The 12146-nt window shown below is 37.5% G+C and carries 9 protein-coding genes; 5 read left to right on the top strand and 4 right to left on the bottom strand.

The annotated features are described in order from the left end of the window. Positions 1-172: 172 nt before the first annotated feature. From C7D53_RS13725 to C7D53_RS13710, 4 genes are all read right to left on the bottom strand, one after another. Positions 173-1441 (bottom strand): acetyl-CoA C-acetyltransferase, encoded by a 1269-nt coding sequence (locus C7D53_RS13725; protein WP_106917008.1) that lies wholly within the window; start codon positions 1439-1441, stop codon positions 173-175. A 10-nt stretch (positions 1442-1451) separates the two neighbouring features. Further along, complete coding sequence (locus C7D53_RS13720; RefSeq protein WP_106917007.1) at positions 1452-2057, bottom strand: TetR/AcrR family transcriptional regulator; 606 nt, start codon at positions 2055-2057, stop codon at positions 1452-1454. A gap of 179 nt (positions 2058-2236) precedes the next feature. Continuing rightward, positions 2237-2656, bottom strand: a complete 420-nt coding sequence (locus tag C7D53_RS13715) for an OsmC family protein (RefSeq protein WP_106917006.1) — start codon at positions 2654-2656, stop codon at positions 2237-2239. Positions 2657-2740: 84 nt separating this feature from the next. Beyond that, complete coding sequence (locus C7D53_RS13710; protein ID WP_106917005.1) at positions 2741-3607, bottom strand: helix-turn-helix domain-containing protein; 867 nt, start codon at positions 3605-3607, stop codon at positions 2741-2743. A gap of 196 nt (positions 3608-3803) precedes the next feature. On the opposite strand from C7D53_RS13710, the gene C7D53_RS13705 reads away from it, so the two are divergent. The 5 genes from C7D53_RS13705 to C7D53_RS13685 all read left to right on the top strand — a co-directional run bounded on the left by C7D53_RS13705 (position 3804) and on the right by C7D53_RS13685 (position 12142). Continuing rightward, the gene (locus C7D53_RS13705; protein ID WP_106917004.1) at positions 3804-4682 is read left to right on the top strand and encodes an AraC family transcriptional regulator; all 879 of its coding nucleotides are present in this window, start codon (positions 3804-3806) and stop codon (positions 4680-4682) included. A gap of 383 nt (positions 4683-5065) precedes the next feature. Continuing rightward, the gene (locus C7D53_RS13700; protein ID WP_106917003.1) at positions 5066-8026 is read left to right on the top strand and encodes a SusC/RagA family TonB-linked outer membrane protein; all 2961 of its coding nucleotides are present in this window, start codon (positions 5066-5068) and stop codon (positions 8024-8026) included. A gap of 17 nt (positions 8027-8043) precedes the next feature. Then, positions 8044-9669, top strand: coding sequence for a SusD/RagB family nutrient-binding outer membrane lipoprotein (locus C7D53_RS13695; protein WP_106917002.1), 1626 nt, complete (start codon positions 8044-8046; stop codon positions 9667-9669). 165 nt (positions 9670-9834) lie between these two features. After that, positions 9835-11136, top strand: a complete 1302-nt coding sequence (locus tag C7D53_RS13690; RefSeq protein WP_106917130.1) for an MFS transporter — start codon at positions 9835-9837, stop codon at positions 11134-11136. Positions 11137-11170: 34 nt separating this feature from the next. Next, positions 11171-12142 carry a glycoside hydrolase family 130 protein gene (locus C7D53_RS13685; protein ID WP_106917001.1) on the top strand — a complete coding sequence of 324 codons (972 nt, stop codon included), beginning with the start codon at positions 11171-11173 and terminating at the stop codon, positions 12140-12142. The last annotated feature ends 4 nt before the right edge of the window (positions 12143-12146 follow it).

The raw sequence follows: 12146 nt of genomic DNA, 5'->3' as shown, positions 1-12146 counted from the left end.
TCATGTGGTAAATCCGATTTACCCATGCTTCATTTTCACTTCTTTCTTTTATCATTTGGGTTTTCGTTTGCAATATTATCATTTTTCTTTCGCTACAGACGAATAATTAGACATATTATTTATTGCATAACGAAATTATTTTGGATAAAAGAGTGTACTTTATTATGGTAAATTACTTTTCTATGATCATGGTTACTCCCTGACCTCGTGCTGCACAGATTGAAATAAAACCCTTCCCGCTGCCTTTTTCATTCAGTAGTTTGGCTAATGTTGCAATGATTCTTCCGCCTGTTGCGGCAAAGGGATGAGCTGCTGCAAGGCTTCCTCCTTTTACGTTCAATTTGCTCCTTTCAATTGTCCCGAGAGCTTTCTCCAAGCCGAACTGTTTAGCCAGATCATCATTTTCCCAGATTTTTATGGTGGCTAAAACTTGTGCAGCAAAGGCTTCATGAATTTCGTAGTAATCAAAGTCTTCCAGATTCATATTGGCTTTCTTCAGCATTCTTTCAGCAGCGAAAACTGGGGCTAGCAGCAGATTTTGCTGATTCTCCACATATTCTATTCCTGCCAGCTCTGAAAATGTAATATAAGCCAGGATAGGCAAATTATTTGCTTTTGCCCAATCTTCACTTGCCAGCAAAACAGCAGAAGCTCCATCAGTAAATGGAGTTGAATTTCCTGCAGTTAAAGTTCCGTTCTGTTTATCAAATGCAGGCCTTAATTGGGATAGCTTTTCAAGGCTAGTATCACGACGTAGATTATTATCTTTATCTAATCCAAATGCCGGAGTGATCATGTCATCAAAAAATCCCTCATCATATGCTTTTGCCATATTTTGGTGGCTTTTAAAGGCGAGTTCATCCTGATCTTCTCTTGAAATTTTATAATATTTAGCCGTAATTTCCGTGTGCTCTCCCATTACCAGGCCAGTCTTGGGCTCCTGTCCTTTATACGGAATAGGCATCCAGTCTTTCAACCTTGGGCTTAGCAGGTGCTTTAATTTTCCCAATGCAGACTTTTCTTTATTGGCGTTCAAAAGTGCTTTTCTCAATCGGGGAGAAGATTCAAAAGGAATATTGCTCATGGCTTCTACACCGCAAGCTATTCCGCTTTCTATCTGTCCCAATGCAATTTTATTTCCAATGTAAATGGCTGCCTCAATACCGGTATCACAGGCTTGCTGAAGATCACAGGCAGGAGTGGCTGGATCCAGTGAAGTGTTCATTACCGCCTCCCGGATGAGGTTGCTCTCAGAAATATGCTTGATAACGGCTCCGCCGGCAACTTCTCCAAGTAGTTTACCTTTGAGCTGATGACGGTCTATCAAACCATTAAGGGCGGCAAGCAGAAGGTCCTGGTTCCCTTTTTCTGAATAGGCTGTATTCATTCTGGCAAACGGAATTCTGTTGTATCCTACAATTGCCACTTTTTTTGTTTCCATATTTTGAATTTTATGAAGGAATACTTGTTAATTCATGATCAATCATACTTTTGATCTTATCCAGAGCCTGGTTCAGGAATTTCTCATCATCCATGGTCTTGGAGAGTAGAATTCCTCCCTCGATTAGCATAATCAACAGAGATGCAAATTCTTCAGCATTTACCGATGTACGCAATTCTCCATTTTTTTGTCCCTGAATAATAACCGCCGCTATTTTATCCGCCCATGAGGAGAAAGATTTCTGAACATGTTTTTTCAGAGTGGGAAATGAATCATCTGCTTCTGTTGCAGCATTCATCAAAGGGCAGCCTCCGTTTGAGAAGACCGAGCGCCAGTTTTTTCTGTAAAAAGCAACAAAGGCATAAAGTTTTTCCTTTGAAGTTGAATATTGATCTCCAAGGGAATGACTCATTATCTTACTTAGCAGAGCAGCATTATATTTATATACCTCAATGGCCACTTCATCCTTATTCTCAAAGTTTCCATAGATGCTCCCTTTGGTTAGTCCTGTTGCCTGAGTAATATCTGACAATGATGTAGAAATATAGCCTTTTGTATTGAATAACGTCGCGGTTTTCTCAATAATAAATTGCTTTGTCTTTTCTGCCTTTGACATTTTAAGTATCTATTTTAATGCAAAGATACAAAAATATACCACTTGGTATATTTTGGATTGAACTTTTACTACTATCTAATATTGGGTCTTTCAGTTTGGGCTGAAACCAATAGAATTGTTTTAAATAAAAAACGGGCAAAAGCCCGTTCTTATTGATGTTGATATAAATGCATTGATTTTTAGCTCTCTAAAGTAGCATTCAAAGTAATTTCAAAGTTGAAAGCAGCACTTACAGGACATCCTTCTTCTGCTATTTTAGCCAACTTTTGAAACTCTTCTTCTGAAATTCCAGGAACCTTTGCCGTTAAAGTCAGTTCAGATTTTGTAATTTTTCCAATGTTTGGATCAAGAGTAATGACAGAAGTGGTTTTCAGTTCTTCAGGGTTGTATCCTGCCTGTGATAATTCTGCGTCCAATTTCATGGTAAAACATCCGGCATGGGCAGCTGCCAGCAATTCTTCAGGGTTTGTACCTACGCCATCCGCAAAACGGCTGTTGAAAGAATACTGAGTCTGGTTTAAAGTTGTACTTTGAGTAGTTAAATGTCCTTTTCCTTCTTTAATGGTACCGTTCCAAACGGCTGTTGCGTTACGTCTCATAATGTTTGTTTTTATTTAATATTGTTTGATTTTGATGTTACAAAGGTATGTCGGTGATCGGGCGTATTCAATAGATAAAAGGAATTAAATATTGTACTTTTTTCCCGATGTATAATTTTTTTTGAAATTTGCGGGTGTGTTTCCTGTTTTATGGGTAAAAAGCCTGTTGAAATAGGCGGGATCTTCGTATCCCAAATCATAAGCGATTTCCTTGACGGGTTTATCTGTGTAAAAAAGCAGTCTTTTAGCCTCTAATAAAATTCTGTTGATAATAAACTGATTGGGAGATTCCAGATGAAGGCTTTTAAACTTGTGGGTTAAGGTTTTGGGTGCCATATGAAGTAATTCGGCATAATCTGAAACATTATGTTTTTCTCTAAAGTGAATTTCAAGATGTCTGCTGAAATCTCTGAAAATATCTAGTTCACTGCCCGGGATTTTTATCGTGTTATTATCCAGATTCTGTTTTTTCCATTTTCTGGTAGCCTTGATGATGATCTGTTTTACATAGGTTCTTATCATTTCTTCCGCGGAGGAGTCTTTCCATTCAAGTTCATCTTTGATGTTCTGAAATAACCCTTTTACCATTGCTGTTTCAGACTGATCAAGTTCCACAAAAGGAATTTCAAATACATTATGGAATAGAAGCCCATCACAGGCCACTTCCTTATCATGAATCTGGATGCAGTAAAAATCACGATTGTAGTGGAGAAGCATAGATTCTTCTTTTCCTTTTTCTATGCTTAGGTGCTGGTTGGTGAGAAAGAAAAGGGCGGGTTTTTTGGTCTTGTACCGGTTAAAGTCTACTGTAAGTTCATACCCTGACGGAATGAAAAAAACTTTGATGTCTGATCTGAAAAGATTTCCGTTGAAGTTCCCCAAATTTTCTGCGGAAAATATTTCCAGGCCAAGCCTTTTATAATGATCTTCAAAAATAAGTGGTTGCAGCATACTTTAACTTTAGTCTAAAGATACAAAAAAGCATGATTTCGGATATATTAAATTACAGAACCCCATGTTTTATAAGGAGAATGTTGAATCGGAATGAAAAAAAGCGAAAATATGTTTTTAGATTGGTATTATTTTATCAATTTTACAAGAACTTGTACCGCGATTTATTTATTAACCTTTTTTCAAAACGGCCTGCATGAGTGAATTAGAAAATATTCTGAGAGAAATAACTCCACTATCTCCTGAGGACAGTTTTCTGGTGTTTGACAGGATCAAGGCTTCATTTGATTTTCCTTATCATTATCATCCGGAAATTGAAATTAACTTTGTGTACAAGGGAAAGGGGTACCGCAGGATGATTGGAGATCACACCGGAGAAATCGGAAATATAGAATTGGTATTGGTAGGTCCTAATTTGCCGCATTGCTGGGCCAATTACAAATGCAAGAATAGGAAAACACACGAGATCACCATACAATTCAATCAGGATTTCTTTAACCAGGCATTGATGGAAAAGAATATCCTGAAACCCATCAAAAATCTGATGCAGGATTCTATCAGGGGAATTTTATTTTCTACAGAAACCGCTGAAAAACTGAAAGATTCGTTTCTTAATCTTTCTAAAATGAACAGCTTTGAGTCATTCATAGAGATTATGAAGATCCTTAATGAACTGGCGATTGCGGAGGATAAAACACTTTTGTCGTCCTACAGTATAGAATTGGAAACGTTTGCAGACAATGATAAGATGAAGATTATTCATGATTTTGTGCATAAGAACTTTGAAAATAAAATAACGCTGGATAGTGTGGCGTCGCTTGTTAATATGAGTAATGTAACGTTCAACCGATTTATTAAAAAGAGAACGGGGAAAACGTTTGTCAATTATCTTAATGAAATAAGGATCAGCTATGCAGCCCGCTGGCTGATGGAAAAAAATCTTACTGTTTTTGAAATTGCCTTTGAAGCAGGCTTTAATAATATTGCCAACTTCAACAAGGTATTTAAGTCTATCAAAAAGACCACTCCCACTGAATTTAAAGAACAGTTTAAAGGGGTTAAAAAGATTGAATAATGTTTTTTAACATTCCTCTTTTTACTTTTCTGATGTTTAAGTTCATTCCAATACAAATCCGTGTCTTCTTTTTATTCTCGTAAATACAAAGATAAATCCTCTTTTATTGATTGTTTAATATTGGTTGTAAAAAGCTGATATATAGTTGATTATTTGCTTTTTAATGAAATTGCTGAAAAAATAATATCGTTTTATGATAAAATAGTATTATATCAGACTGGTTACAAAATTTAGATTTGTTAATGTGAATTAAATCTTAACAAAACTTTAAATTATTTAATGCATAAACAGCAAAAAATTGTCAAAAGAATAATATTTTTTTCTGTATTGAAATATAAAGTAATGTCATTGATTCTCAATTAAATCTAACTAATCTAAACCTTATGAGAAAAGCAGTTATACCGGTTCTATTTGTTTTTTCCCTTTCTGCAACTGCACAGGAAAGAAAAGCGGCCGACACTACTAAGACAACCGATATTCAGGAGGTCGTAGTCACCTCTTTGGGGATAAAAAGGCAGGCCCGCTCTCTTACATACTCCAGTCAGCAGATTGGAGGGGATGAGCTTACAGAAGTGAAAACGCCCAATCTTTTAAATGCCATCAACGGAAAAGTTTCCAATGTACAGATCAACAGAACCAATGGTGTAGGAAGCTCCGTAAGGGTAATAATGAGAGGTAATAAATCTGTAAACAATGCTCAGCCACTATATGTAATTGATGGAATTCCTATCATTAATGGATCGGGGAAGTCTGCGGATATTGGGCAGTATTCTAATATGCCGGATCCGGGAGATGTTTTAAGCTCAATTAATCCTGATGATATTGAAAGCATGAATTTTCTGAAAGGGGCTTCTGCTTCTGCATTGTATGGATCTGCCGGAGGAAACGGTGCTATTTTGATTACCACTAAAAAGGGACGTGCAGGTAAAAGTTCTATCACATACAGTTCTAGTCTTACAGTAGACAGGGCTTATAGTCTACCAAAATTGCAACACAGTTATTTGTCCTATGATCCCTCAATTCCGGGTCAGGCTCCGGGCCAATCTACGGAAAGCTGGGGAGCAAAAGGAGAGTCTAAGGATTATCTTAAAGATTTTCTGCAGACAGGAACTACATGGGTAAACAGCCTTTCTTTTCAGTCAGGAAATGAAAGATCAACGAGTTATTTCTCTATTGGGAATACAACCAATAAGGGAGTGGTTCCGATGTCGTATTTTGACCAGTATAATATCTCTTTTAGAAATTCAAGCAAGTTTCTGGATGATAAGCTGACATTAGATGCCAACTTTATTGGTTCCTTGCAGGAAAGTAAGAACAGGCAAACTCCGGGAGCATCTTTTTCTCCTTTAACGAGTTTGTACTGGTTACCAAGAGGAGTAAATTTTGATCAATATGGACCAGATAATTATTCTTATTTAGATAAAACCAGATTTTTACCCGCTCAAAACTGGTGGGAAGTAAATCCGGACGGAAGTTTCAAAGGGAATCCGGTAACGCAGAATCCTTATTGGATTTTAAACAGAAATCCGGTTACCGTTAGTAACAAGAATGCCTATGGAGCTCTTGCGCTATCTTACCAGATCAATCCATGGTTGTCTGCAAGAGTAAGAGGAAATTATAGCTGGAATACCTCTGATAGCCAACGTGATATTGCTGCTTTTTCAGCACCTAGCTTACTGGCGAATGGTGTTAATGGAAGGATTCTTAAGAATATCTATGAAAATTCCTCTACTTATGGAGATGTTTTATTAATTGGTAGCCCTAAAATAAGTGAATCTATTTCATTAGATTTTACAGTAGGAGGAAGTATTAATACAACAAGAAACAAGATAACGCAAATTGATAATGCTTATCTGGCAAATCCTAACCTTTTTACGTTGAATAACCTTCAGTGGAGCACCAATAGAGCACCTGGAGACGGATATCATCATACTTATACCAACATGAAAAAGCAAGTGCAGTCTTTCTTTGCAAGTGCTTCCGTAGGGTACAAGAATATGTTCTATGTGGATATGACTTTCAGAAATGACTGGGATTCTACCTTAGCTTTAACTGGAAGAACCGGATTTGATTATGAGTCTGTAGGTGTGAATGCCATATTATCTTCTGTTTTCAAACTTCCGGAAGTGATTAATTTCTGGAAAGTAAGAGGATCTTATGCAACTGTCGGATTGGGATTACCAACCAATATCTCCAATGCAATGGTTGAATACAGTAAAGGATATACCTATGGTGTAGATGCAGGAACGCTTGTATATCCTAAAAGCTCTTTTGCTACAGGTGAAGACTTTAAAGCTTTACTTCCAAAGCCGGAGCTTAATAAAACTTTTGAAGCGGGGACTGAAGTAAGAATGTTAGGAAACAAATTAAGTTTTGATATCACTTATTACAACTCGAACACAAGCAACCAGTTATTGGAAACCACAATTCCATCCTATTTAGGAGGTTTGATTCCCGGGTCATACTATATCAATGCAGGGAAAATCCGTAATACAGGTTTTGAGTCTTCCTTATCTTATAAAGTTTTCAATTCGGAAAAATTCGGATGGACAACTACTGTGAATGCATCAGCAAATAAAAATAAGATTGTTGAGTTATTACCAACAAGTATAAATATTTCTCAGGAACTTCCTTTCTCGCTGACTGGAGGAGGAGAGTATACTAAACTTAAATTGGGTGGATCTTTCGGAGATCTTTACGGAATTAAGTTTAAAAGAGATGATCAGGGGCGTATTTTAGTGAATGAAAAAGGTATTCCATTAGCTGAAACTACTGTTTCTTATCTTGGAAATCCGAACCCTAAGTTTATTATGGGCTTCAATAACTCATTTAACATTGGTAAGCTTGGAGTTTCCTTCCTTATTGATGGTAAATTCGGAGGTAAAGTTCTTTCCCTTACAGAGAAAGCCAATGATGTGTTTGGGGTAAGCCAGGCTACCGCTGATGCAAGAGATGCAGGAGGAGTATCTATTCCAAATGCAGTATATGCACCGGGAACTCCTAACGCAGGGCAGGCTTATACAGGGACTACCAATGCAAAAGATTACTATAAAGCAGTTGGTACTACAGAAGGGTTTGGAAAAGGAGTTGACGAAGTCTATTTATATAGTGCTACAACGGTACGTTTACGCCAGGCTTCTGTTTCATATACCTTTGATATCAATTCAAGATATATGAGAAATGCAACGGTAAGTTTAGTGGGAACCAATTTGTTTTTCTTCTACAAAAAAGCACCGTTTGATCCTGAGCAGGTATCAGGAAACACTCCTGGAGGAGTAGGGGTAGATTCATTCGGACTACCACTTACACGATCTATCGGATTATCATTAAAAGCTAACTTCTAACTTTTACAACTAAGAAAATGAAAATCAATACTATTAAAACATTGGTATTCGGAGCGGCTGTTCTGTTTTCTGCATCAGGATGTACCAATGACTTTGAACAATATAATCAGGAAAAACTGGGAGGGCCAGAAAATTTTTACGCAGATTTTATCGCTATTGTGAACCCAATGAAATCTATACAAAGGGGTCTGCAGTCAGATTATCAGCTTTATCCTAACCTTAGTGCAGATATGTACAGTGGAATGTTCAGTACGGCAACTCAGTTTAATGGTGGAGTCAATAACCTTACCTATTCTATGATGGATGGATGGAATAACAGAATTATTGCCAGACAACAGGATATTTTCAATTATTCTATCATCATTGATAATGCTGCTAAAGGTAATTATGCGGGAGTAGATTTTACCGGAACATTTGCCGTTAAAAAGATTCTGAAAGTTATTACGGCAGCAAGAGTCTCGGACAATCATGGTCCTCTGGTATACAGTAAATATGAAAAACCTAATCCTAACGGAGTTACTGATTTTGATTCCCAGCAGGATGCTTACAATTATTTTATTGCTGATCTTACTTCAGCCATTACAGATCTACAGAAAATAGCTGCTACTCCTGCCACACAGAATGTGGAAGATAAAACTTCATTAAAAAGCGCTGATTTAGTATATGGTGGAAATATGACTCAATGGGCAAAACTAGCCAACTCTTTGAAGCTGAGGTTAGCAATGAGAATGAGTTATGCAGATCCCGCCAAATCAAAACAATTTGCTGAAGAAGCATTGACGTCATCTGCAGGATTAATTACTGATAATGCCGATAATGCATTGATTAGTGTGGGGCAGTCTGAACTAAGTTTTATTATCTATTCATGGGGGGATTGTTTGATAGGAGCTCCATTGATGGCTTATATGAACGGATATAATGATCCAAGACTTTCTGCATACGCTATTCCTGCGAAAGATGCAGATGTTCTGGGAAAATATATAGGGGTACGTCAGGGAATTGATTTATTAAACGGAAAATCAACATATGGCGCATTCTCACAACCACAGGCAAAATCAGCATCTGGAGATTATTTTTCCGCAACCGATGGTAAAATGAAATTATTTACAGCCGCAGAAACATGGTTCCTAAAAGCGGAAGCAGCGCTGAGAGGATATGCAGGAGCTGGTGATATTAAAACCAACTACACAACCGGAGTTCAGCAATCTTTTGGTGAATGGGGGAAAGGTGCTGAGGTTGGAAGTTATCTTGCCAATACAACAGCTACGGAAGCTCCTTATGTTGATCCGAAAAATGCAGCCAATAACGTAGAGATCGGAAATCCTCAATTAAGCACGATTACCATCGCATGGAATGATGCAGATTCTAACGAAAGAAAACTGGAAAGAATCATTACCCAAAAATGGTTGTCTCTTTATCCGAATGGTCCTGAAGCATGGGCAGAGCAAAGAAGAACAGGATACCCTATTCTTTTTAAAGTAAGAAAAAATGACAGTGGAGGATTAATTAGCACAGATGCAATGATCAGAAGAATCCCTTTCACAATTGATACTAAAATCTCATTGTATAATTACCAGCAGGCCTCACAAATGCTTAATGGACCAGACACTGGAGGAACCAGATTATGGTGGGATAAAAAATAAAAACAAATCAATATCACTCAACAATACAGAGACATCTCAGAAGTCAGATTTATATAATCTATTTATTCTGGCAGGAGTGTACAATCTCCAATAAATTTATAGTTTCGTTTTTAGCCGGAATTAACTTTTGAGATGTTCTCTTTCTTTAGAATCTTATTTTTTAATATGGGAAAAAACAACTCCGGAACCCGTCGGATTCAACCGATTCTTTGGATATCCACATTATATTTTGCAATGGGCGTTCCCTTTGTAACCATTAATGCGGTTTCAGGAATTATGTATAAAGATATGGGCATTTCAGATTCACAAATTACATTCTGGACCGCCCTTATTATGTTTTCATGGACGTTGAAGCCTCTCTGGAGCCCTTTTCTCGAAATCTATAAAACCAAAAAATTCTTTGTTGTTGTTACCCAGTTTGCCATAGGAATTCTTTTTGCCCTGGTTGCCTTGAGCTTGCCTTTGAATGATTTTTTCAAATACAGCATTGCTCTTTTTGCCGTCATTGCATTTTGTGGTGCAACCCATGATGTAGTGGCAGACGGAACGTATATCGGCTTTCTTACCAATAAAGAACAGGCAAAATACATTGGTTGGCAGGGAGCTTTCTATAATCTTGCTAAAATTATCAGCAGTGGAGCATTAGTCTACTTTGCAGGATTTTTAGAGAAAACAAAAGGAGTTACCCGTGCCTGGATGATCATTATGGTGATCTATGCGCTTCTCTTTTTTGTATTGGCTATTTATCATTATTTGATTCTCCCCAAAGAGAACAAGCAAATAAATCAGAAAGATGAAAAAACAGCCGGAAATGTCCGTAAAGAATTATTGGAAGTTATTACCTCATTCTTTACCAAGAAAAACATCCTCTGGTCTGTCTTGTTTATTGTTCTGTATCGTTTTGCAGAAGGATTTGCCATTAAGATAGCGCCTTTATTTTTTAAGGCACCAAGAACTTCTGGCGGACTAGGATTATCAACCTCAGATATTGGACTTATTTATGGAACTTATGGTTCGGCAGCTTTTATCTTAGGATCAGTCCTTGCCGGATATTTTATTTCAGCCCGCGGATTGAAAAAATCACTGATATGGTTGTGCTGTGCATTCAATATTCCCTTTGTGGTATATGCACTATTGGCTTATTATCAGCCGGTTGATCTTTTTCCTGTAGGAGTTGCGGTAGTAATAGAATACTTTGGTTATGGGTTTGGGTTTGTAGGGTTGATGCTGTATATGATGCAGCAGATTGCCCCTGGAAAACATAAGACCGCCCATTATGCCTTTGCAACAGGGATTATGAACCTTGGAGTAATGATTCCGGGAATGTTTAGTGGAATGATTAGTGACTGGATCGGGTATAAGATGTTCTTTATCTGGGTGCTGTTTGCTACAATTCCCGCATTTCTTGTAACCTTATGGGTTCCTTTCCCTTATTCAGAAAATCAGAAAGAAGAACAAATCAGTTAGTAAACAAATTTAAAAATAAAAGTAAAAATACTTTATGACAGCTCAATCAGTAATGATCCCTTGGCAGGATCGCCCGGAAAGTTGCAATGATATCATGTGGAGGTTTTCCGAAAACCCGATCATTAACAGATATGCGATACCAACATCTAATAGTATATTCAATAGTGCCGTGATTCCTTTTGAAGATGGATTTGCAGGAGTGTTCCGTTGTGATAACAAAGCGGTACAGATGAATATTTTTGCTGGTTTCAGTAAAGACGGTATCAATTGGGATATCAATCATGATCCTATCGAAATGAAAGCAGGAAATACCGAAATGATTGAATCCGATTACAAATATGATCCTCGTGTCACATTCATAGAAGATCGTTATTGGATTACCTGGTGTAACGGATACAACGGACCTACCATTGGTATTGGATATACGTTTGACTTTAAAGAGTTTTTCCAGTGCGAGAATGCATTTCTTCCATTCAACAGAAACGGAGTGCTTTTCCCAGAGAAAATCAATGGTAAGTATGCCATGTTGAGCCGTCCGAGTGACAATGGGCATACCCCTTTTGGAGATATTTATATCAGCTACAGTCCTGATATGAAATATTGGGGAGAACACCGTTGTGTAATGAAAGTAACTCCTTTTGAAGACAGTGCATGGCAGTGTACAAAGATTGGAGGTGGGCCGGTTCCTATAAAAACAGAAGAAGGATGGTTATTGTTCTATCATGGAGTGATTAATACCTGCAGAGGTTTCAGATATTCAATGGGAGCTGCTTTGCTTGATCTTGAGGACCCTACAAAAGTATTATACAGAACAAAGCCCTATTTATTGGCTCCGGCAGAAGTATATGAATTGACAGGAGATGTTCCCAATGTAGTTTTCCCTTGTGCAGCATTAACGGAAGGTGACAAGGTAACAGTATACTACGGTGCTGCCGATACTGTAGTGGCAATTGCTTTTGGATATATTTCAGAAATTATTGATTTTATGAAAAAGAATTCAATCTAAATAA

Source organism: Chryseobacterium aurantiacum, assembly GCF_003020585.1.
GTDB lineage: Bacteria > Bacteroidota > Bacteroidia > Flavobacteriales > Weeksellaceae > Chryseobacterium > Chryseobacterium aurantiacum.
The sequence above is the reverse complement of the archived record's forward strand: the minus strand, read 5'-3'. Positions and strand labels throughout refer to the sequence as shown.

Excerpts from the sequence above, each read along its gene's own strand:
- C7D53_RS13685 (WP_106917001.1), top strand. The coding sequence starts at position 11,171 with ATGACAGCTCAATCAGTAATGATCCCTTGGCAGGATCGCCCGGAAAGT.
- C7D53_RS13695 (WP_106917002.1), top strand. The coding sequence starts at position 8,044 with ATGAAAATCAATACTATTAAAACATTGGTATTCGGAGCGGCTGTTCTG.
- C7D53_RS13725 (WP_106917008.1), bottom strand. The coding sequence starts at position 1,441 with ATGGAAACAAAAAAAGTGGCAATTGTAGGATACAACAGAATTCCGTTT.
- C7D53_RS13715 (WP_106917006.1), bottom strand. The coding sequence starts at position 2,656 with ATGAGACGTAACGCAACAGCCGTTTGGAACGGTACCATTAAAGAAGGA.
- C7D53_RS13720 (WP_106917007.1), bottom strand. The coding sequence starts at position 2,057 with ATGTCAAAGGCAGAAAAGACAAAGCAATTTATTATTGAGAAAACCGCG.
- C7D53_RS13690 (WP_106917130.1), top strand. The coding sequence starts at position 9,835 with ATGGGAAAAAACAACTCCGGAACCCGTCGGATTCAACCGATTCTTTGG.
- C7D53_RS13710 (WP_106917005.1), bottom strand. The coding sequence starts at position 3,607 with ATGCTGCAACCACTTATTTTTGAAGATCATTATAAAAGGCTTGGCCTG.
- C7D53_RS13705 (WP_106917004.1), top strand. The coding sequence starts at position 3,804 with ATGAGTGAATTAGAAAATATTCTGAGAGAAATAACTCCACTATCTCCT.
- C7D53_RS13700 (WP_106917003.1), top strand. The coding sequence starts at position 5,066 with ATGAGAAAAGCAGTTATACCGGTTCTATTTGTTTTTTCCCTTTCTGCA.